19 protein-coding genes are annotated in these 22231 nt (G+C 38.1%); 5 read left to right on the top strand and 14 right to left on the bottom strand.

The genetic code is table 11. The features are described 5' to 3' along the window. Positions 1 to 38: 38 nt before the first annotated feature. The gene (argC, locus tag AB9L17_RS19045) at positions 39 to 1073 is read right to left on the bottom strand and encodes an N-acetyl-gamma-glutamyl-phosphate reductase (protein WP_068984011.1); all 1035 of its coding nucleotides are present in this window, start codon (positions 1071 to 1073) and stop codon (positions 39 to 41) included. An 844-nt stretch (positions 1074 to 1917) separates the two neighbouring features. Next, complete coding sequence (acsA, locus tag AB9L17_RS19050; protein ID WP_375199648.1) at positions 1918 to 3645, bottom strand: acetate--CoA ligase; 1728 nt, start codon at positions 3643 to 3645, stop codon at positions 1918 to 1920. A 350-nt stretch (positions 3646 to 3995) separates the two neighbouring features. On the opposite strand from acsA, the gene AB9L17_RS19055 reads away from it, so the two are divergent. The 3 genes from AB9L17_RS19055 to AB9L17_RS19065 are packed head-to-tail and all read left to right on the top strand — an operon-like array spanning position 3996 to position 6460. Next, positions 3996 to 4628 (top strand): GNAT family N-acetyltransferase, encoded by a 633-nt coding sequence (locus AB9L17_RS19055; RefSeq protein ID WP_068984012.1) that lies wholly within the window; start codon positions 3996 to 3998, stop codon positions 4626 to 4628. A 24-nt stretch (positions 4629 to 4652) separates the two neighbouring features. Beyond that, positions 4653 to 5303 carry an acetoin utilization AcuB family protein gene (locus AB9L17_RS19060; RefSeq protein ID WP_068984013.1) on the top strand — a complete coding sequence of 217 codons (651 nt, stop codon included), beginning with the start codon at positions 4653 to 4655 and terminating at the stop codon, positions 5301 to 5303. Next, entirely contained in the window at positions 5300 to 6460 is a 1161-nt protein-coding gene (locus tag AB9L17_RS19065) for an acetoin utilization protein AcuC (RefSeq protein ID WP_223556630.1), read from the top strand. The genes AB9L17_RS19060 and AB9L17_RS19065 overlap by 4 nt, the downstream gene beginning before the upstream one ends. 106 nt (positions 6461 to 6566) lie before the next feature. Here AB9L17_RS19065 and ccpA read toward each other — a convergent pair whose 3' ends face one another. Then, a complete protein-coding gene (gene ccpA, locus AB9L17_RS19070; RefSeq protein WP_068984015.1) occupies positions 6567 to 7571 on the bottom strand; it encodes a catabolite control protein A in 1005 nt (334 codons plus the stop codon). 187 nt (positions 7572 to 7758) lie between these two features. Then, positions 7759 to 8844, bottom strand: a complete 1086-nt coding sequence (locus AB9L17_RS19075; protein ID WP_223556628.1) for a bifunctional 3-deoxy-7-phosphoheptulonate synthase/chorismate mutase — start codon at positions 8842 to 8844, stop codon at positions 7759 to 7761. 172 nt (positions 8845 to 9016) lie between these two features. Between AB9L17_RS19075 and AB9L17_RS19080 the strand changes: the two genes are divergently transcribed. Beyond that, complete coding sequence (locus AB9L17_RS19080; RefSeq protein ID WP_375199649.1) at positions 9017 to 11173, top strand: cell division FtsA domain-containing protein; 2157 nt, start codon at positions 9017 to 9019, stop codon at positions 11171 to 11173. A 60-nt stretch (positions 11174 to 11233) separates the two neighbouring features. Here the strand turns inward: AB9L17_RS19080 and AB9L17_RS19085 are convergent, their stop codons facing one another. The 10 genes from AB9L17_RS19085 to AB9L17_RS19130 all read right to left on the bottom strand — a co-directional run bounded on the left by AB9L17_RS19085 (position 11234) and on the right by AB9L17_RS19130 (position 21520). Further along, positions 11234 to 11734, bottom strand: a complete 501-nt coding sequence (locus tag AB9L17_RS19085; protein ID WP_223556625.1) for a YtxH domain-containing protein — start codon at positions 11732 to 11734, stop codon at positions 11234 to 11236. A gap of 133 nt (positions 11735 to 11867) precedes the next feature. Beyond that, positions 11868 to 12374 (bottom strand): DUF948 domain-containing protein, encoded by a 507-nt coding sequence (locus tag AB9L17_RS19090; RefSeq protein WP_068984019.1) that lies wholly within the window; start codon positions 12372 to 12374, stop codon positions 11868 to 11870. Between the two features lie 112 nt (positions 12375 to 12486). Next, the gene (gene murC, locus AB9L17_RS19095; RefSeq protein ID WP_068984020.1) at positions 12487 to 13800 is read right to left on the bottom strand and encodes a UDP-N-acetylmuramate--L-alanine ligase; all 1314 of its coding nucleotides are present in this window, start codon (positions 13798 to 13800) and stop codon (positions 12487 to 12489) included. Between the two features lie 227 nt (positions 13801 to 14027). Next, positions 14028 to 17366: a DNA translocase FtsK gene (locus tag AB9L17_RS19100; protein WP_375199650.1), complete on the bottom strand. Its 3339-nt coding sequence runs from the start codon at positions 17364 to 17366 to the stop codon at positions 14028 to 14030. Positions 17367 to 17553: 187 nt separating this feature from the next. Further along, positions 17554 to 18168 (bottom strand): YtpR family tRNA-binding protein, encoded by a 615-nt coding sequence (ytpR, locus tag AB9L17_RS19105; protein WP_068984022.1) that lies wholly within the window; start codon positions 18166 to 18168, stop codon positions 17554 to 17556. Continuing rightward, positions 18165 to 18989, bottom strand: a complete 825-nt coding sequence (locus AB9L17_RS19110) for a DUF1444 domain-containing protein (RefSeq protein WP_223556623.1) — start codon at positions 18987 to 18989, stop codon at positions 18165 to 18167. Before AB9L17_RS19110 ends, ytpR begins: the two co-directional genes overlap by 4 nt. 5 nt (positions 18990 to 18994) lie before the next feature. After that, on the bottom strand, positions 18995 to 19165 hold the full coding sequence (locus AB9L17_RS19115; protein ID WP_375199651.1) for a hypothetical protein: 171 nt from the start codon (positions 19163 to 19165) through the stop codon (positions 18995 to 18997). Between the two features lie 77 nt (positions 19166 to 19242). After that, complete coding sequence (locus tag AB9L17_RS19120; RefSeq protein ID WP_068984023.1) at positions 19243 to 19761, bottom strand: hypothetical protein; 519 nt, start codon at positions 19759 to 19761, stop codon at positions 19243 to 19245. Between the two features lie 94 nt (positions 19762 to 19855). Beyond that, positions 19856 to 20377: a DUF84 family protein gene (locus tag AB9L17_RS19125; protein ID WP_375199652.1), complete on the bottom strand. Its 522-nt coding sequence runs from the start codon at positions 20375 to 20377 to the stop codon at positions 19856 to 19858. Between the two features lie 66 nt (positions 20378 to 20443). Continuing rightward, positions 20444 to 21520 (bottom strand): M42 family metallopeptidase, encoded by a 1077-nt coding sequence (locus AB9L17_RS19130; protein WP_223556619.1) that lies wholly within the window; start codon positions 21518 to 21520, stop codon positions 20444 to 20446. Between the two features lie 354 nt (positions 21521 to 21874). Here AB9L17_RS19130 and AB9L17_RS19135 point away from each other — a divergent pair, with 354 nt between their 5' ends. After that, positions 21875 to 22189: a peptidase M4 gene (locus AB9L17_RS19135; protein ID WP_053592328.1), complete on the top strand. Its 315-nt coding sequence runs from the start codon at positions 21875 to 21877 to the stop codon at positions 22187 to 22189. Positions 22190 to 22231: the final 42 nt, after the last annotated feature.

A 22231-nucleotide genomic window follows, 5' to 3' on the forward strand; every position in this document is an offset into this window, starting at 1 on the left:
TTTAAGAATAAGAGAAGCATACAGTTTCCTGTATGCTATTAAATAAAGAATGGAACGACATCCAGTCCTGTCGTTTGAGGTAAATCAAATTGAACATTCATATTTTGAATCGCTTGCCCCGCTGCCCCTTTGACCAAATTATCGATGACCCCAATAATTGTTGCACGATTTGTACGGCTATCTACCTTCACCAAAATATCACAATAGTTCGAACCTTTAACACGGTTTGTTCCTAGACTATTTATATCTGTTACAATTCGCACGAACGGATGCTTTTCATAAGTATTCTGCAAACAAGCTACTAACTGCTTCTCTGTAACACCAGGCATAACTGGCGCATACGAGGTCGATAAAATCCCTCGTGTCATTGGCACTAAATGAGTATTAAAAGAAATAGTTGCATCGACACCGGCAAACATAGCAATGGACTGTTCAATTTCTGGTATATGCTGATGCGTATTGGTTTTGTAGATGGAGAAGCTTTCATTCACCTCACTAAAATGTGTCGTTTGCGAAGGCTTATTTCCAGCCCCTGAAATCCCACTTTTCGCATCAATCACTAAAAAGCTCGGATCAATCAATCGCTCTTTTAGCAATGGCAACAACGACAGCAAAACGGCTGTTGGATAGCAGCCAGGATTTGCGATAAGAGATGCATGTTGAACCTGCTCTGCATTCCATTCAGTTAAGCCATAAACACTTTTCCTAAGAATATCGAGTGGTGCCGCCTTTTTACCGTACCACTCTTCATAGCTTGCTGGATCTTTTAAACGGAAGTCCCCAGACAAGTCTATTAACTTAGGACCTTTCCCTACCAACGGAGGTAATAGCTCACTTGTCACCCCAGAAGGCGTGCTTGTAAAAACAACATCAAATTTCTCCAAAGCCCCATAATCAATTTTTTGTAATGGTGTATCAGCAATATGAACGAGATGACCAAACTTAGAAGAAAAAATTACACCTTCTTCTGAGGATGTGAATAAATCGATCCGCTCCACCGCTTTATGATTATGTAAAAATCGAATAAGTTCTAATCCACCATATCCGGTTGCACCTACAATTCCTATTTTCAATACACTCACCTCTGAAATAAGTTAAAATTAGTATACGTCTGTATATTTATTAAGTCAATTGAATTTTTATTTACATTTAAACTTTTCTAAATATTCGCTGATTATCACCAAACGTGAGGTTGATTTCCGTTCCGACTGGGCGCTTTCCTGGGGGCGTCCAGTCTCCACTCCAATCAACTAAAACACATGGCATACAATTTAACAAATGTCATCTCCAACTTTTGAAGAAAAGCTCTTTGTAAATAAAATAGTTATATTTTTTATTTACTTATCTTTTTAATATTATTGTATTAAATAATAGCAATGCGATTTTTTCTAGAAGGTATAAAAGAGAGGTAACCAATTTCTCTAAAAACTTAGAGTAAGGGGACGTTCTTTCTATCTGAAGGGATATGTATTATTATGCAAAAAATATTAGTATATTCTTTCTGTTTCTATTAGTACTAACAGGTTGTTCTTCTACCAGGTAATCCAACATCAAAAACTATTCTTAAAGAAGATCCTCAAAAAGATATTTTACAAATTGATCAATTAATTTATTTAAAAGCAGCCAATCAACAATCTCTGAAAATGGTGATTTTATAAAAGAAGACAAATTCAGAAAAAAAACGACTACATTCACTCTATTTTTCAAAGATTTTTATCCTTTAAATTGCCAGTTGGATCTGAAATTTTCGCTACATATAATCATCACATTTACACAATTATTTAGAAATTGATGGTAAACAAATATTATATACGGCGCTTGTAGAAGGCTAATCCTAACCCGCCTATAACTGGCAGCAAAACGAGAAAGCAGGATTTTTTCGTCGACCGAATAAATTCCTGCTTCTTATGCTACAAATCAGTCTTCCAACGTAGATAAATCGCCAGTTGGTAAATTCAACTCCCATGCCTTTAACACACGACGCATAATCTTTCCACTGCGTGTTTTTGGTAGCTTATCCTTAAATTCGATTTCGCGTGGTGCAGCGTGTGCAGACAAGCCCTTCTTGACAAAATTACGAATATCCTCAATTAATACATCAGAAGGTTCAATACCCTCACGTAATGATACAAAAGCTTTAATAATTTCACCTCGTACAGGGTCTGGCTTCCCAATAACCCCTGCTTCGACTATATCAGGATGCTCTAGTAGTTTACTTTCCACCTCGAAAGGCCCTACCCGCTCACCGGCCGTCATAATAACATCATCTACACGTCCCTGGAACCAGAAGTAACCTTCATCATCCATATAAGCTGAGTCCCCAGATACATACCATTCTCCTTTTAAGAAATAGGATTCATAGCGCTCTGGATTCCCCCAAATTTGACGCATCATTGCCGGCCAACCACGGCGAACAGCAAGATTGCCCATTGTAAAAGGCGGTACTTCATTACCAGCATCATCAACAATCGTCGCATGGATACCAGGTAATGGTTTCCCCATAGATCCTGGCTTAATATCCATAGAAGGATAGTTACAAATCATATGTGCACCCGTTTCCGTCATCCACCATGTATCATGAATACGGTGACCTAGTTCATCAATCCCCCAACGAATTACTTCTGGATTTAACGGCTCACCAACAGATAAAATGTGGCGTAAAGAAGATAAATCATAATTCTCAAGCATGCCACTACCAGCGCCCATTAACATTCTGAAGGCTGTTGGTGCACTATACCAAACTGTTACACTATAATCTTCAATTGCTTGATACCAAGCTTGTGGTGAGAATCTTCCCCCAACAACTAGCATTGTGACACCATTTAACCACGGACCGAAAATGCCATATGCTGTGCCTGTTACCCATCCTGGATCAGCCGTACACCAGTAAATATCATCTTCACGCAAATCTAGTACCCATTGTGTGGATTGATATTGTTGAAGCATTGCGTTATGGACATGCAAAACGCCCTTTGGTGCTCCAGTTGATCCAGAAGTATAATGAAGAATCATACCATCCTCTCGCTCCACCCATTCAATATCAAATTGAGAAGATGCCTCTTTCAGGCGTTTATTGAAATCTAAAATTTGTGATGTCTCCTCTATATTCGATCCAACTAAAAAGACGTGCTGCAAATGCGGTAGCTTTGCTAAAGGTACTCGTTCAAGCAACTCTGGTGTCGTCACCAGTACTTTCGCTTCACTATCTACCAGCCTGTCATAAACAGCACCTTCCATAAACGCCTCAAATAACGGACCTACAATAACGCCCATTTTCAATGCACCTAATAGTGTAAAATAAAGCTCGGGTGACCGTGGCATGAAAATAAATAAACGATCCCCTTTTTCTAAATTTGTTGCGGTCTTAAAAACATTTGCTGCTTTATTTGTCAGCCTTTTCATTTCATTGAAAGAATAAGCCTCTTTACGCTTACCATCATTAAAATAAAGAGCAACTTTGTTTTTTCGATGCGTTTCTGTATGACGATCAATTGCCTCATACGCCATATTCACAAGACCTGTTTCATACCAACTAAATCCCTTTTCTGTCTCTGCCCAATCATGTACCGCTGCTGCTTCCTCATAATCGGGCAAATTGTATTGCCCTATTAAAGCATTCAACTTCTCCATCATTTTCATCCCCATGAAACTACCCCTTTCTTTGCTATCGCTTTAGAACATTAGGAAGCAAATTTCAAATCGTAATCTAAACCTCACTATTTTTCCCCTTCAAAATTCGCTACCTTCTCAAAAGACAACTACGTTATGTAGCGATTGTTATATAACAGTTTATGCAGTGTAAAATTAATCATTTATTATTCACCCTACATTCATCTGTTAAATAACAGATGCAATATAAATATATTTTACACGAATTTACTAATAATGTCTCAATATTTTTATTTTTCCAAAAACACAGGTGTATTTTGCAAAAATAAGCGTTTTTCCGCAAGAAATCAGCTATAATGGAATCATTAAACTCAGGTGGTGTAATTATGGAACATAAAAAAACTTTTTTTTCTGTCACAAAGGAAACAAAGCATGGTACTGTGTATGTGGAAGGACCTGTTCCTCCAGAAAAATTAGCTACATATTCATTCCACGAAGGTTTGGTTGCTTTTAGACCTCCAAAACAACAACAACAAGCCATTATAGAAATTGCAGGACTTCCTGAAGGAAGAATTATTATTATCCGAAATGAAAATATCATTGTAGGCTACGTCACCTATCTATACCCTGATCCATTAGAACGATGGGCGGAAGACCGAATTGATAACATGATTGAGCTAGGTGCCATTGAAGTCATTCCAGAATATCGTGGAACAGGTGCTGGTAAAGCACTACTAGCTGTGTCTTTTACGGGAGATGAAATGGAAGACTATCTTGTTATCACTACCGAATATTATTGGCATTGGGACTTAAAAGGGACTGGTTTAAACGTTTGGGATTATCGCAAAATGATGGAGAAAATGATGAGCTCTGCTGACTTCGAATATTTCGCTACAGATGATCCTGAAATTACATCACATCCAGCTAACTGCCTGATGGCTCGCGAAGGAAAACGTGTGCCTCCTGAAACAATGGAAAGATTCGATAGACTTCGTTTTAGAAATCGCTTCATGTATTAAACCAACACAAAGGGGATTGAGTATATGATCGTAGAAGAAATTATGAATGATGAGCCCTTCACGCTGGCTCCGACAAATACAGTATTTGAAGCGCTTAAGTTAATGCGCGAGAAAAAAGTACGTCATGTGCCAGTCGTAGACGAGGAGCATCACGTTCTTGGGGTTATTACTGAACGAGATATTAAAGAGGCGTTACCTTCCTCATTACGGGATGAACCAAATTCTCCAGTTTTTAATGCAAAAGTGGAAGAAATTATGGTTAAAAATCCACTCGTCGGCCATCCACTTGATTTTGTAGAAGAAGTGGCTCTTACTTTTTATGAATCCAAAATAGGCTGCTTACCCATTGTCACTGGAGGAAAATTAGTTGGAATTGTGACTACCACAGATTTACTCTATACATATATAGAGTTAACTGGCGCCACTGACCCTGGCTCAAAAATTGAAATTCGCGTATCCGATACGCCAGGAATATTATTTGAGATTACAAAGATTTTTCACGAACATCATGTAAATGTCCAAAGCGTCCTAGTTTATCCTGATTCTGAAAATGCCCAAAATAAAATTCTAAGCATCCGAGTAAAAACACTGAATCCGCTCGCCATGATTGAAGATCTTCGTAAAAAAGGCTTTGATGTATTATGGCCTAACTTACCAGGTGTTTCGTTACAATGAAAAAAGCAGTATTTGTATACTCGCCAGAGCAACTCGGATATAAATTTTCAGATACCCATCCTTTCAATCATAAACGCTTGACGCTTACAATGGATTTGTTAAAAAATATAGACGCTCTTCATGATTTAGATATTGTTCCAGCTCGTGTCGCTACGGAGAAAGAGCTTTTGCTAGCACATGATCCAAAATATATAGATATCGTTAAAAGAGCAGGGCACGGTGAGCTTTCAGAGGCACAATGCGAAAGCTACGGCATAGGTACCGAAGATACACCCATTTTCGAAAACATGCACGAAGCAAGTGCACAGCTTGTTGGCGGAACGCTAACAGCTGTCGATTATGTTATGCAAGGCAAAGCCGAGCACGCCCTCAATCTAGGCGGAGGGCTACATCATGGCTTCCGTGGTCGTGCATCAGGTTTTTGTATTTACAACGATAGTACAGTAGCTATTCGCTATTTGCAGGAAAAATACAACGCTCGTGTACTTTACGTGGATACGGATGCCCATCATGGAGATGGTGTACAATGGAGCTTTTATGAAGACCCGGATGTTTGTACATTATCTATTCATGAAACAGGCCGCTATCTTTTCCCCGGAACTGGTAATATTACGGAACGTGGAAATGGGCAGGGCTATGGCACGTCTTTTAATTTTCCAATTGATGCTTTTACAGAAGATGAGAGTTTCCTAGAAATATATGAAAAGGCTATGCGAGAAGTCTTTGAATTTTTCAAGCCAGATGTTGTACTAACACAAAACGGCGCAGATGCACATTTTTTCGATCCATTAACTCATTTATATGGAACAATGAATATTTATAGAGAAATTCCAAAGCTTGCGCATAAATTAGCACATGAATATTGCGATGGTAAATGGATTGCTGTCGGTGGTGGAGGCTATGATATTTGGCGTGTGGTGCCTCGTGCGTGGTCTATGCTATGGCTTGAAATGACCGATCAGCCATTACCGACAGGACCTCTCCCTCAAGCATGGTTAGATCGTTGGCAACCTGAAGCACCAGTGCCCTTTATTCCAACTTGGGAGGATCCAAATCCCTTGTATGAGCCAATCCCTCGAAAAGCCGAGATTGAAGAAAAAAATGCGCAAATGCTGGCCAAAGCGCTACATATTATTCGCAATGAAAAGCGCGCTTAATATTACGCCTCACGATTTTCGTGGGGCTTTTTTATTTGTTCTCAATCATCTATCCGCCTGCATAAAAAACACGTAAATCATCGACTGATTTACGTGTTAAGTACCATTATTTACTTTTGACAGATTGTCGATGCTCAATGCGATGAGGTAAAATTACTGCCTTGTCCTCAACAGGCTCTTTGCTCATCAATTTAGTTAGTAAGCGCATGGCAACAGCTCCGATATCGTACAACGGTAGCGCTACACTTGTAAGCTGCGGACGTACCATACGCGCTAATTTTGAATTCTCAAAGCTGATCACTTCAATATCCTCAGGTACATTTTTTCCTACATCCTGCGCACCATGAATCAGTCCAATTGCCAATTCATCACTACCTGCAAAATAAGCAGTTGGCGGATTTTCAAGTGAGGATAATGTTTCCCACGCCTCTAAGCCCATATCATAGCTTGATTCTTCTGCAACAATTAGTGATACATCTATAGGTAAACCTGCATCTTGTAAGGCTTTTTTATAAGCTTCAAGTTTGAATTTTCCATTAATAGTATACGTAAGTGGACCTGTTACAAAGCCGATTCTCTTATGACCGTTTTGAATGAGTAAAGTAATCGCCTCATAAGCTGCTTGGTAATAATCAATATTCACAGTCGCGATGGTTTGTGATTCATCTACTGAACCCGCAAGCACAATCGGTACAGGTGAATGATCCATAGTTTGTTGCATTTTCTCAGTTACATCATCACTCATCATAACAATACCGTCAACCTGTTTCCCCAGCATTGTATCCAGTAGCTGTAGCTCTTTATCTTCATGTTGATCTGAGTTGGCTAAAATAATATTGTAACGATACATTGTTGCAATATCCTCTACACCACGTGCCAGCTCCGCATAAATATTATTTGCAATATCTGGGATAATCACGCCAACTGTTGTTGTTTTCTTACTTGCTAATCCTCGCGCTACTGCGTTCGGACGATACTCTAATCGTTCAATTACTTCTAATACTTTTTTTCGTGTTGCTGGCTTTACGTTTTGATTGCCATTGACTACACGAGAGACTGTTGCCATAGAAACATTTGCTTCTCTTGCAACATCATAAATTGTAACAGTCATCGCACGTGCCTCCCTTTTTTCCTTTTATAGCCTTATAATACGATAATTTTTATAATCTTTTCAAGAAGAAGTAAGTGTATGAAAAGAAAAACCAAGTACAAATAGTATTATTCTAGACATTATTTTGTCACGATATATAGTAAAAACCGCCTGCTACTAATTAAGCAAGCGGTTTTTATCAAAACAATTAAGCATTGATTTCATAGTTCTTCATGAAATTTTGTAATGTTTCGTAGAAAGCATCAAATGTCGGAATATCCATTTGTTGTTGTGAGTCAGATAGTGCTACAGACGGATCTGGATGCACCTCTGCCATGACGCCATCAGCTCCAATTGCAATTGCCGCCTTAGCACATGGTAATAGTAAATCACGACGACCTGTTGAATGCGTAACGTCTACAAATACTGGTAAATGCGTTTCTTGTTTTAAAATTGGTACGGCAGAAATATCTAATGTGTTACGAGTTGCTTTTTCGTAAGTACGGATACCACGTTCACAAAGAATAATGTTCTCATTCCCTTTAGACATAATGTATTCTGCTGCGTGAATGAATTCATCAATTGTCGCTGCTAAGCCTCGTTTTAAAAGTACAGGTTTGTTTGCAGCACCAGCCGCTTTTAATAATTCGAAGTTTTGCATATTACGTGCACCAATTTGGATAACATCGATATAATCCAATGCTTCCTCTAAATGACTTGGTGTAACAATTTCCGTAATAACAGCTAAACCGTATTCCTCTGACACACGTTTTAAAATTTTTAGACCTTCTAATCCAAGACCTTGGAAGTCATATGGAGAAGTACGTGGTTTATATGCTCCACCACGTATTAATTTTTCACCTTTTGCTTTAATAGATGCTGCTACTGCTGCTACTTGCTCGTATGATTCTACAGCACAAGGTCCAAATACGAAAGATGGTTTTCCTTGGCCAATTAGCTCACCATTCACATTAATGACAGTATCTTCTGATTTCTTTTTACGGGATACAAGTAACTCTTTCTTCTTATCTGCTTCAAGTTGTTTTAAAGCTGTTTTAAAGATTTGCTTAAATATATAATCAACTGTCATTTGATTTAACGGACCTTGATTGTGTTCTTTGATGAGATCAAGCATGTGTCGTTCACGTAATGGATCATAACGATTCACACCTTGTTTTTCTTTAATCTTACCGATTTCATCAACTACAGTTGCTCGTTCGTTAATTAGACGAAGAATTTCTAAGTTTAAGTCGTCTATTTGACTACGTAAACTTTCTAAATCTTTTTGGCTCATGCTTCTTTCCCCTCTCCTCATGACAGACACTTTCAGAACTCTGAAATGTATGTTACATTTTTAGATATTAGCATCATTATAATCAATGTTGTACAGAATGTCACGCATTTTTAATTTAGCGCTTCAACTCGCTAAATTATATTAACATATTTCGAGAAAGGAAGCGAGTATTTTGAGTTCAAAATTATTTGCACTTGATATCGGTACACGCTCAGTAGTGGGCATTATTTTAGCTGAAGATAATGACCGCTTTCACGTGGAAGACATCTTAATAAAAGAACATAAAGAACGCGCCATGGTTGATGGACAAATACATAACGTCATGTATGTGGCAGATTTAATCAATGAAATTAAACATGAACTTGAAGACAAGCACGGCCCTTTAACAAAAGTGAGTGTCGCGGCGGCTGGTCGCTCTTTAAAAACAGAACAAGCAAGCGTAACAATCAATATACGTAATCGGCCAATCTTTACAGAAGAGGATATAAGTCGTTTAGAACTACAAGCTGTTCAACAGGCACAGCAACAGCTTCTACAACATAAAGAGGATACCAAAATAAGCCACTATTATTGTGTTGGTTATTCAGTTCTATATTATCGATTAGATGGTGAAGAAATTGGTAGCCTACTCGATCAGCAAGGTGATGAGGCACAAATTGAAGTTATTGCTACGTTCCTACCTCGAGTTGTCGTAGAATCACTAATTGCAGCTCTTAAACGCGCGGATTTAGAAATGGATGCACTAACGTTAGAACCTATTGCAGCTATTAATGTCCTGATCCCGCCTACTATGCGCCGTTTAAATGTTGCACTCGTTGATATTGGTGCTGGGACTTCCGATATTGCCATTACTGATAAAAGTACTGTTGTCGCCTATGGTATGGTGCCAACAGCTGGTGATGAAATAACAGAGGCTTTAAGTGACCACTATTTACTCGACTTCCCTGTTGCTGAAAAAGTGAAGCGTCAACTGCAAACAGAAGAAGAAATTTTAATTCAAGATATTTTAGGCTTTGATCAATATTATCCGAAAGAAGAAGTTTTTCAAGCAATTGATCTTGCTGTCAAACAACTTGCAAAAGCCATCGGGGAAGAAATTTTACGCCTTAATAATCGTACAGCTCCTAAGGCGGTCATGCTTGTTGGTGGAGGAAGCTTAACACCAAACCTTACGACTGAACTTGGACTAGTACTAGATTTACCAGCAAATCGTATTGCCGTTCGAGGGATTGACGCCATTCAAAACTTAACGAAAGAAGAACATATTAAAGCATCGCCTGAACTGGTTACACCAATCGGTATTGCCATTGCAGCAAAAAAAATGCCCATTCAATATATGAGCCTAACTGTCAATGAACAAGTAGTTCGTCTTTTTGAATTAAAGGAAATGACCGTTGCCGATGCATTTTTAGCAGCCAATATTCGAGCAAAACAATTATATGGTAAACCAGGACATGGATTATCAGTGAGTGTAAATGGACAAGATATTTTCATCCCTGGTGGTCACGGTCAACCGGCGGAAATTTTAGTAAATGGGCATCAGGCATCTACTAAAACGATGATTAAAACAGGCGATGCCATCCAGTTAATTGAAGGCCAAGACGGTCAGCAAGCTACTGCTACAGTAAGAGATATTGTAGATGATGCTGCCATCAAAACAGTCACGATTCAACACACAAAATATGTAATAGAACCACAAATTACTGTTAATGGTTCCCATGCATCTCTAGATAGTGCAATAAATGATCGAGATGTTGTTAAATTTGAAATAGCGGAAACAGTAGAGGATGTATTTAAAAACACAAATAATCGGGAGTTATTAAAACAATTTGAGTCATTTTACATTCAAGTAGACGGAAAGCCACTTTATTTACCAGAGTTTTCAGCGCAATTAATGATTAATGGTAAACCTTCTAAAATGACATATGCTGTACAAGATGGGGATGTTATTACATTTCAGCAACAAACATTACCGACTGTTCAACGTATTGCTGATCAAATGAATGTTTTACTTGAGGATAATATCATCGTACATTTCCAAAATGAGGTGTTGGAGCTAAAGAAGATGGCAAACGAAGTACTCGTTAATCAGGTAGTCGTATCACCACTTTCAACAACACCAAATGGAGCAACCATTTCATTTAAAGAAAAAGACCGAAGTCGTTGGATTTACCAAGATGTATTCCGCTTCTCCAATTGGCAACTACCTACTACATTTAAAGGTAACTTTACAATTTTACGAAATGGCCAACCGGCAAGCTTTGATATGGAGATTTTCGGTGGGGATAAGTTAGAAATTTTACTAGAAGAAGCGTCTATATCTCACTAAAACAAAAAGGGATCCAATACGTCGAAAGATGTATTGGATCCCTTCTTTATCACTCATGCATTAGGCGCGAACTTCTTCACTTTTTTCATCAGCTTGCACTTTTTTTTCACTAGCATCCTCTGCTTTAGGCTCTTCGCTAGGAATGAAATCCTCTAGTGGCTCTTCACCCTCGAAAGAAACAGTACCATCATCAAAAACAGTTGGTGCCTTTGCTGATTTTAATGTTTTAACTTTCTCTACTAATTGTGTAGATTGCTCTTGAAGTTGTTTAGATAATTGAACCGTTTTATCTTTTGCAGTTGTCGAGAAATCTGCACTCTTATCCTTAAAGTTAACAGCTTGTACTGCTACGTCGCTACGTAAATCTTTTCCTGATTTTGGAGCTAATAATAAGCCTGCAGCTGCACCTACTATACCCCCAACTAATGCGCCAATAACAAAATCTTTCATGTTCACACGCTCCTCTTCATAAATCGATTCTTGCGGATAATAAAGCTGAGGCAATGAACTTTCAAGCTGTTGTTCCTTCACTTCATTAAAATTCGGCTTTTGAGTTGTCATGCAACAATTCCTCCCCATAAAATAATCTAATTTGCCTAGACTGGTTGTCCATCTGCTTTCGCGGATGCATCTTCAACTTATGCCTAAGACTTTATTTTTATTCAGTTGACATTCAATGTCTACCGAATAATAATCACTTTTTACGGCCCCATCTTCTTTTCGATTTTTCCGACTGCTCTGGTTCAAAAGAGTAAAGATCTTCTTGACCCATTTCATGTGCCTGATCGATGATTTTACGCTTCTTCCACTTATCAGCAATACCCATTGCGACATTGCTCCACTGAACAACCTGTGCAATTTTTTCTTCATTGTGTTCTACACTTTTTGAAATCGAAGAAGTGATTTGCTGTACAGACGTATTTAGTCCGTTCACAGAGTCACCAATGCCCTTGACTGCATGAACAACGGAATTTAACTGTTCAGATTTTTCTTGAATATCCTCTGCTAAGCTATTTGTTTTGGATAGTAAGGAAGTCGTTTCGCGTGTAATACCCTCCATTTGTCCCTCAATACCTGATAATGTCCCAGCTAAGCTGTTAAGAATTGATTTGAGCGAAAATAATGTCATGCCGACGCTCACACATAAAATTAAAAACCCGATTGCTGCAATGATTGCTGCAATATACAAAATAATTTCCATCACTAGACCTCCCGGAAGTAAAAATTCTCTTTACTATTCCTTTCCATATCTTCGACAAAAAAAACTAATTTCCTCCTCATTTTTTGAGAAAAAACAGCTTATTCCTTACGGACTAAGCTGTTTCGTTGTTTTTTAGCACGTTTTCAAAGGCATCTTGGAATTTATGAACATCGCCAGCACCCATAAATAAAAATACTGCGCGCTCATGCTTTGTAAGCACTTCAATTCCTTCAGTAGTAATCACTGCACTACCTTCAATTAAAGATGCTAAATCTTGGATTGAAAGTGCACCTTGTGTTTCCCTTGCAGAACCAAATATATCACATAAGTAAGCTGTATCTGCAAGACTTAGACTATCTGCAAAATCCTGTAAAAAAGCTTGCGTACGTGTAAATGTATGTGGTTGGAAAATAGCTACCAGCTCACGATCTGGAAATTTTTGTCTTGCCGATTGAACCGTTGCACGTATTTCAGTTGGATGATGTGCATAGTCGTCTATTAAAACATTATTTCCAATATCCGTTTCTGTAAAACGTCTTTTTACACCTTTATAAGTGATTAAACGTTCTTGGATAATGTCTGGTGATATTCCTTCGTACTCGCAAAGTGTAATAACCGCTAATGTATTTAATACCGCGTGATCTCCAAACAATGGGATAAAGAATGTACTATAAAATTCATTGCGAACAAATACATCAAATTTTGTACCCTCTGTTGTTTTTTCAACATTACGAGCCTCAAAATCATTTTCAGCTCCAAAGCCATAATATACCACCGGTACCTTTGCTTGAATACGTTGTAGCTGTTCATCATCACCACAAGCAATAATTGCTTTTTTAACCTGTAATGCTAATGATTGAAAGGCTGAATATACATCCTCTATGTTTGCAAAGTAGTCTGGATGGTCAAAATCAATATTAGTCATTACAGCGTAATCGGGATTGTAAGCTAAAAAGTGTCGACGGTATTCACATGCCTCCATTACAAAGAAGTCAGCATTTTCATGCCCGGCTCCTGTTCCATCACCGATTAAATATGAGGTTGGTTTATAACCTCCTACAACATGAGACATTAAGCCTGTCGTAGATGTTTTACCGTGTGCACCAGTAATAGCAATCGACGTATAATTACCGATATATTCACCTAAAAATTTATGGTAACGAACAACTTCTACACCGATTTGACGAGCACGTTCTAATTCGGGATGGTCATCAGGAAATGCGTTCCCTGCAATAATTGTCATACCTTCTTTAATATTATCTGCATTAAATGTAAAAATTGGAATATTACGTTCACGTAACGGTTGCTCCGTGAAGAAATATTTATCAACATCTGAGCCCTGTACTTGTTCACCAGCATCAAATAAGATTTGTGCAAGTGAACTCATGCCAGAACCTTTAATGCCTGTGAAATGAAAAACTGTCATTAATTAAACCCCCCGGGAATTCAATATCCCTTCTATCATCTATTAGGTGTATCGTATCTTTTACTTATTATTAGGTATTAATACCTTTTCAAGTGTTAAAAAATACGTACTAATCAACACATCTCGTCTATTATAGCACTATTTATGCACAAGGATAAATGTGTAACTTTTCTAAAAATACGAAATTTGACGTAAAAAAGATAATCTATACGAAAACAATGCAATTATTATTCAAACATAGCAATTAAATCTTCTTCCGTAATATAGCTTTCTCGTGGTTTACTTCCTCTTGCCTCAGACACAAAGCCATGAGACTCTAACATATCAATTAAACGAGCAGCACGATTGTAGCCAATATGATATTTTCGCTGAATCAAGGAAGTCGATGCGCCTCCCTGTTCATACACAAATCGGCAGACATCCTCAAACAGATCATCTTGCTCAGCTGAAACTTCCGTTTTCTTTAAAAGTTCCTCTTGATCAAATATATAATCCGGCTCCCCTTGCTCACGAACATGATCAATAATGGCTTCAATTTCATCATCTGTCACAAATGTTCCCTGCAAACGCACAGGGGCAGACATACCATTACCTAAATATAACATATCGCCTCGTCCAAGTAATCTTTCTGCGCCTTGCCCATCTAAAATAGTACGTGAATCTATTTGTGATGATACTGCAAAGGCAATACGTGTAGGAATATTTGATTTAATAAGCCCTGTAATAACGTCAACAGACGGTCTTTGAGTCGCAACAATTAAATGGATACCACAAGCACGCGCTTTTTGCGCAATACGACAGATCGCCTCTTCTACATCTGCAGGAGACATCATCATTAAATCTGCTAACTCATCAATGACAATTAGAATATACGGTAATTTTAAGCTATGTTCATTATTTTTATCCGCGATTGCATTATAACGCGTAATATCACGTGCACCTACATGAGCAAATAACTGATAACGACGCTCCATTTCCTCCACTGCCCATTTTAGTGCAGCAGTAGCAGCCTTAACATCTGTGATGACCGGGCTAACTAAATGTGGGATATGATTAAAAGGTGCTAACTCTACCATTTTAGGATCAATAAGCATCAGCTTTAATTCATGTGGCGCAGCTTTATATAGCAAACTAACCAAAAGTGAATTGATACAAACTGATTTACCAGAACCTGTAGCTCCAGCAATTAAGCCATGTGGCATTTTTCGCAAATCAATGGTTACAGGCTTCCCTGTTAAATCCAGACCCAATGCTGCTTCTAACGGTGAATCTGACTCGAGGAAAGAAGCACTATTTGTCACTTCCGATAGTCGAACAGCGCGAGATACACGATTCGGTATCTCAATGCCAATTGAGCTCTTACCAGGAATCGGAGCTTGGATACGGATATCTTTCGCAGCCAACGCAAGCTTCAAATCATCTGCTAAATTGCGGATTTTGCTAACCTTCGTACCATGACTCACTGTTATTTCAAATTGTGTTACGGCTGGTCCTTGCATAATAGATTCTATTTGAGCTGAGACTTGGAAGTAAGACAAAGCTTCAACCAATGTATCACCCTGTTGCTCCATCCACTCAGTATCCTGTGTTTTTTCCTCAGGCGGCTCTAAAAATTCATCATTTGGTTTTTGATACACATGAACAGGTTTTTGAGGTTCCTCCATTACTTGATTCTCTACTAATGTTTCATCTGATTTGGAAGGTCGCTCTGGATATTCATCTGCGTCATTAGAATCCTTCTCAGAAATCTCTATGTTGTTTGTAGGAAGCTCCTGTTCAATAGTTGCGTCTGTTTCCATTTCGGTAGTTGCTGAAATTTCGTCAGAACTCTCAATGTCTAGTTCTTTCTTTTCTAATGTCGAAACGCTAGACATTGTTGCTACTGGTGACATAGTAATAACTGATACACTGTCTGTTGCAGCATTGATTGGTGAAGTATTTTGAATAATATCTTCGTTTTCCTTCGACGATTGCGGTGCTGTTTCATTGTCCATCTCTGAAGATAAAGGATTTTTATTTTCATCTTTATTGGATGGTGTTAATCGATGTTCTATATCCAAATGAATAAGTTCAGAAGAAGACTCTTGGACTTTTTGAGCTTCTTGAACTTCTTGGGCATCCTGAGCTTCTTGGGCTTCTTGAGCTTCTTGAACTTCTTGGACTTCTTGAGCTTCTTGAGCTTCTTGAGCTTTTTGCACTTCTTGAGCTTCTTGGACTTCTTGAGCTCTTTGCACTTCTTGAGCTTTTTGGACTTCTTGAGCTCTTTGCACTTCTTGAGCTTTTTGGACTTCTTGAGCTCTTTGCACTTCTTGAGCTTTTTGCACTTCTTGAGCTCTTTGCACTTCTTGAGCTTTTTGGGCCTCTTCAACAATTGTTGTAGTTGGCTTCGTATTTTTAAATTGCTGTTGTATTCTCCATTTCTCTTTATCTGTTTTTAGCATTAGGACATTAAAAGGAATACCGCTTTTTTCACGCTTGGCTTCTTCTACAGATTTCTCTTCTAACACCTCTTGCTCATCAGCTTCAGTTGTTGACGGCTGGATTACTGTAACTTCCCCAATGTGTATGGTAGAATTTTCTATCTGCAATTGTTCTACAACTACTTCTTTTACATGAATTTCTGATTGATTCTCTGAAAGTTGTTCACCATTCAGCTCGTGCTGAACGGCCTCTTTCACTTGATCTTCAAATTCTACGGCAAAGGAAGTTGTTTGCAGTACAGGTAATTCCGTGTTCGTTTCATCACTAGGCTGGTTCGTTTCGTCTGTAAATTTTTCATCAAAAGTAATCGGTTGCTTTGTAGGTGCTTCAATTTTTTCATGGACTTCAAGCTGTTCAGGTTCTTCTTTCTGAACTGTGCTCACAGGCTCTTTTTCTTTTAGTATATTTTCAATAGCCTCATTTGTTGTCGCTTCTTTTAAAGTCTTAGTTGCTGTAGGTATTGCAGACTCTTTCTTGTCATGCTCTTCCTTCCGCTTCTCTAATAATTGCTCAATTGGGCTCGGCTTAGAAAAACCATAAACCGGTGAAGGGACATCACTTGGTACAAAGCGCTTGTGATTAGCAGCTAAATCACGTTCAACTGTCTTTTCTGGTGAATTATTAGTTTCTTTAGGAGTAATAGGTGGTTCATTTTGCGCATCTCTAAAAACAAGACTTGCTCTTGTCCGATTCGTTTGTTCAGACTGACTTCGTGTAACTGTCGTTCTACCCGTTCGCTTCGTACGATTTGCTAATAAATCTCGAATTCCTGAAACCTCAATATCATAAACACTTGAATCCACAATATGATTATTTAAATGCCTCGGCAGAGATAAATCTTCAATTTGTCCGTAATTAGCATCCTCCATTTGATTGAATGCTTCTTTTGATGATGTTGTTGATGGTGAAGCTGAAAATTCCTCATCCTCAATTAACGGAAAACGAAAAGTTTTTGTCTGTGGTCCAGGTGCTTCTTTAAGCTGCTCAGATTGTTCTTCTTCATAGTCCTCATAAAATTCCTCATATTCGTATTCATTGTCATCTCTATTTACAAATTTATTTATTTGTTTTTTAAACCAATTCACATTATTCACTCATTTCTATTACACTTCATTTATAGCATCGTCTATGTCATTTCAAAAACAAATTCAATGTCTATAACAAAAAGCATACCATAAAAATGTAATAGAAACTTGCATATAGAGGCTCATTCTAGACAAAAAAATCGTTATGTTACTAGCATATTAGTAGCATAACGATTTTAATTATATTTTATCTAGTTGGCGTTTCAAACGCACTACCAATTACTTCATCTTCTGGTAATACTAAAATCCCTTTTTCAGAAGGTGCATTTGGTATTGCTAATTCACGTGCTGAACATAACATACCGTATGAATCAACACCTCGTAAATTACCTTCTTTAATAAGCATACCCGAAGGCATCACTGCACCGATTTTTGCCACGACAACTTTTTGACCTGCTTCAACATTAGGCGCACCACATACAATTTGTAATGTCTCTTCACCAACGTTTACAGAACAAATGCTTAGTTTATCAGCATTTGGATGCTTGTCCTTAGTTTCTACATAACCCACAACAAATTTTGGAGAAAAATCTACATCAAGACTAATTTCAGCGCCATTTTTTGCAATAGCCGCTTCTAGCTGTGCAACTAATTCTGGAGTAACCTCAACTAAACCTTTAGCATCAGTTTGTATATAGCTGCTGGCATTAAATAAATTAAATGCTTTAATTTCTCCTGTCTGTGCTTCCTTTAAAATAGCGAGATCACCTGCACGTTCTACCTCTGTTTTCACGATTGATTCTGATGCTAATTGTACTAGCAATACATCTCCTACATGCTCTTTGTTGTAAAATACATTCATTGTTTCTCTTGCTCCTTTTTAACTCTGTTTTTTGCTAATATAAAGATTGGTTCTAACTCCCCATCTTCATAAATAAAAGATAATGACGTAATCGGTACAGTACCGACAGCGAAGAAATGCATCGTCATCTGTGCTAATACATCATACCCTGTTTCATTCCGAATATCACCTACTATTAATACGTCCTGATGTGGCACAGATAACGTCATATCGCCCTCAATTTTAGTCTGCATGTCTTTCAAAAAGTTTTCATTTAAAATGCGACTTGCATCGTAGCCATCATTAGCATTAACAAAATAGAAAATATTCCCTGCAACTTCATCTTTCTTATACATTGTTGGTAATTGCTTTACAGAAAATCGTGCCATTTCACGAATTTGCTCTACTGTTAATTGTAGTACCTCTAACATGGATTCATCAATAAAACGATAGGTTTTTCCTAAATCGAGCGCATAAAAAATACGTGTTTCAGCTGTATGTTCAGTAGTGATGAATGCATGCCCCTCCTTCGAGGCTTGAGGGTAGGATGTTGCGCGAATAACAGGATAAATTTGCGAAGTAGATTGGAATCCTTTTTCCATCTCTTGCTCCATAGCATTAAAGGTTTGCTCGATTGTATAAACAACTTCATCGATTGCAGCCCCTTGCTTGTCATTATATTTTGCTAAAATACCTGGTAGAGATAGCTCCATCCCTTTACCAATCTTTTTGTGATTTAAACGTAATTTATCGTGCTTTTTGTCAAATTCAAAATCAAACGTTTCCTCATTTAATTGTTGCTTTAATAGGGACACAAGTTGTTCTGATTTAATTTGTTTCACCTAGCTCACATCCTTTCTTTATAATCAATATTGCCTCGGCGTAATTGAAACTGTCGCTTCGTTAGTACTACACTTTCGCGCAGATAATTTACTACAGGACGTGCATACTTAGACTGAGTTCCTCTACTTCTGGAATCTACACCCTCATACAACGCATCAACTATAGAAGTAGACATCTTTTATAGACTAATAAATGCTAAATGAGAGAAAACGGCTCACATGTTTGTGAACCGTTCTGTTCAAAACTATCCAATTACTTAATCTTAACCGAATGAACGATTTTCGTCATCTCATGTAAATTATCTTCAATATGTTTTCCTTGAGAAATGGTTGTCATTTTTACGCCACCGCTACTGACAATGAGCTCATATTCGTCTTCATTATCAGTTTTTGAAACAGCTGAAAAGCCGAAAATACCATCCTTTTCATATGTATTTTCTTCAATTATCTTTTTTGAACTATCCTCTTTTAATAAATTGTAATAGAGTTTACTCTCTGCATCTTCGCGATCATTGATGAAAAGAACATAACTCTTTTTTCCTTTAGTTACCAATATATTGTATGCATCTGAACTATCTTCAACTTTAAAGTTGGAAGGTAAGTATAATTCTACATCCCCAATACTATCTGTATGCTTCTCTGGCTCTCCCGCAAAGACAGTTTCTGTTGTTTGAAGTCCATTTTTAATTTGTTCATCAACAGATTGATTACAGCCAGTAAGTCCCAACAGTAAAAGCATTAAGCCTACCGCTCGTAGCCATGTATGAGACATATTTCTCTTCCTTTCATTGCTAACTTTTATTTATTTTAAAAAAATTTATGTAAAGTTGCAACTTCCCTGTTCCAATATCACTAATCCAAAAACATTACTCATGTGCTAATGTGAATAAATATTGACCAACAAGAAGCGAGACAATATGCTCAAACATCATCTGACGACTTACTACCCCTTGCGTAAAAATACCTACAGCTCCCGCACCTTGTCGAATATCTCGACGTTGTGTATATAGCTCCATCACTGGCCCAAGTTCCTTCCCAGCTCTTATTTCCTGGGCAATTTCTTCTGGTAATATAATTTGTGCGCCAGCAGCTGTATAAGTTGTGCCATTTGTTACTGTAAGAGCTCCCCAGTTACATACGTACATAACACCATCAATTTCCGTTACTCCACCCTCTAGTCCAAACGATAATTGAGCACCCGTCTCATTCATTGCATTTTTTGAACGGTTTATGGCCCCCATTCGTGTTTCTTCATGAGTCATCGGTTGATCAGATACTTGTGAAACAGCCTTAACATAGGTAAAAATCGGTTTATCAAAATATTTTCTAGCTATAACTTCAACTGCCTCTGTTTTTGCTTTGTTTGTTGTCCCAATAGCTATCTTCATTTTTCCAATCCCTCTTTCTTTTCATAGAAAAAGATGCCCCTAAAGGCACCTCCGGCGGATGTTACTTTACACATTAGCGCGAATCGTCTCTAATGTCGAACGATCTGCTTTTTTCACTAGTTCCACAATTAAAGCTTTTGCAGCTGCATAGTCATCAATATGAATAATTGATGCAGCTGTATGAATATAGCGTGAGCAAATACCGATTACCGCACTTGGCACACCATCATTTGCTGTGTGTACACGCCCTGCATCAGTTCCACCTTGTGATACAAAATATTGATAAGGTATATGATTTGTTTCAGCCGTATCTAAAATGAACTCACGTATGCCTCGATGTGTGACCATTGTACGGTCCAAAATACGCAATAAAGCACCTTTTCCAAGTTGACCAAATTGATTTTTTTCTCCTGACATATCATTTGCAGGTGATGCATCTAGAGCAAAAAATAAATCTGGTTTAATCATATTTGCGGATACTTGAGCACCACGTAGACCAACTTCTTCCATTACATTCGCACCTGAATATAAATGTGAGGCTAGCTTTTCATCCTTTACTTCTTTCATCAATTCAATTGCCAATCCACAGCCATAGCGGTTATCCCAAGCTTTCGCCATAATTTTCTTCGGATTAGCCATCGGTGTAAATGGACAGACAGGGATAATTGATTGACCCGGACGAACGCCAAGTGCAATAGCATCCTCTTTATTATCTGCACCAACATCTATTAGCATATTTTTAATATCCATCGGTTTAGAACGTTCAGCATCTGTTAGTAAATGTGGAGGTATTGATGAAATCACACCAGGAATCGCACCATTTTTAGTAAATACTTCAACACGTTGCGCTAGCATAACCTGATTCCACCAGCCACCTAATGTTTGAAAGCGGAGCATCCCGTTGTCGGTAATAGAAGTAACCATAAATGCCACTTCATCCATATGACCTGCAACCAATATTTTTGGTGCATCAGCAACATCACTGTGCTTTACACCGAAAATCCCACCTAAATTATCCTGAACGATTTCATCCGAGTACTTTTCCAACTCAGAACGCATGAACGCACGTACAGCATGTTCATTACCCGGAGCGCCTGGTAATTCCGTTAACGTTTTAAATAATTGTAATGTTTCCTCATTCATGATGACTCTCTCCCCACGAAGTAGAATATTCTTCCTTGCTATTGTAACACATTTATCTTCATTCAGTAGAAGACTCCTACCTCTGAATGTGGTGAGATGAATACGAGTGAGGTTTCTTTTCAGTGGGTATCCAAACACTTACTGAATGAAGATAAAGCCTCTGGCAGATGTCACGGATTTTGAAAGGAATGAATTGTGCGTGCACAATTCAAAATCCGGACACAATTACGCCAAGGCGAAATCGATTGCTGAATTCAAAATATTGATACATTTCCTAAAAGCGCTCATGTGTGAACGTGCATTCAATCCGTATGCTATGTTAAAATGAACCTATAGAAAAAGGAGGAAAAAAGCATGAAATTACGTGATTTTTTAATTGGTGTTGCAACTGGCCTAGCTGCCGCAGTCATTGTTAAAGAAGCAAGTGAAAAGGTTTCTCCGTATGTACCTGCTGGACAAGTACTCGAAAACATAAAAAAAGAATTTAAAAAGGATTCGCCGATTGATGGTTCTTGGATTTTTATGAAAACTGACAATTTCACAAACGGCATTATGACAATTCCAGTATACCGTGGAGGTATCTCACGTATGCATGAGGGCGAAATGCAAACCTTTGAATTCGCTGCTGACGCCCGCTCAGGTGTAGTTGTCGAGCTAACAGAAGTGTAACCTTACTCTGCAATACGCGATCAAAAATTATAGAACCCTACG

This window comes from Lysinibacillus sp. RS11 (assembly GCF_042019215.1).
In the GTDB taxonomy this organism is placed as follows: domain Bacteria; phylum Bacillota; class Bacilli; order Bacillales_A; family Planococcaceae; genus Lysinibacillus; species Lysinibacillus xylanilyticus_A.

Coding starts and splice junctions, on each gene's coding strand:
- acsA (WP_375199648.1), bottom strand. CDS start 3,645: ATGGGGATGAAAATGATGGAGAAGTTGAATGCTTTAATAGGGCAATAC.
- AB9L17_RS19055 (WP_068984012.1), top strand. CDS start 3,996: ATGGAACATAAAAAAACTTTTTTTTCTGTCACAAAGGAAACAAAGCAT.
- AB9L17_RS19060 (WP_068984013.1), top strand. CDS start 4,653: ATGATCGTAGAAGAAATTATGAATGATGAGCCCTTCACGCTGGCTCCG.
- AB9L17_RS19065 (WP_223556630.1), top strand. CDS start 5,300: ATGAAAAAAGCAGTATTTGTATACTCGCCAGAGCAACTCGGATATAAA.
- ccpA (WP_068984015.1), bottom strand. CDS start 7,571: ATGACTGTTACAATTTATGATGTTGCAAGAGAAGCAAATGTTTCTATG.
- AB9L17_RS19075 (WP_223556628.1), bottom strand. CDS start 8,844: ATGAGCCAAAAAGATTTAGAAAGTTTACGTAGTCAAATAGACGACTTA.
- AB9L17_RS19085 (WP_223556625.1), bottom strand. CDS start 11,734: ATGACAACTCAAAAGCCGAATTTTAATGAAGTGAAGGAACAACAGCTT.
- AB9L17_RS19090 (WP_068984019.1), bottom strand. CDS start 12,374: ATGGAAATTATTTTGTATATTGCAGCAATCATTGCAGCAATCGGGTTT.
- murC (WP_068984020.1), bottom strand. CDS start 13,800: ATGACAGTTTTTCATTTCACAGGCATTAAAGGTTCTGGCATGAGTTCA.
- ytpR (WP_068984022.1), bottom strand. CDS start 18,168: ATGAATGTATTTTACAACAAAGAGCATGTAGGAGATGTATTGCTAGTA.
- AB9L17_RS19115 (WP_375199651.1), bottom strand. CDS start 19,165: ATGTCTACTTCTATAGTTGATGCGTTGTATGAGGGTGTAGATTCCAGA.
- AB9L17_RS19120 (WP_068984023.1), bottom strand. CDS start 19,761: ATGTCTCATACATGGCTACGAGCGGTAGGCTTAATGCTTTTACTGTTG.
- AB9L17_RS19125 (WP_375199652.1), bottom strand. CDS start 20,377: ATGAAGATAGCTATTGGGACAACAAACAAAGCAAAAACAGAGGCAGTT.
- AB9L17_RS19130 (WP_223556619.1), bottom strand. CDS start 21,520: ATGAATGAGGAAACATTACAATTATTTAAAACGTTAACGGAATTACCA.
- AB9L17_RS19135 (WP_053592328.1), top strand. CDS start 21,875: ATGAAATTACGTGATTTTTTAATTGGTGTTGCAACTGGCCTAGCTGCC.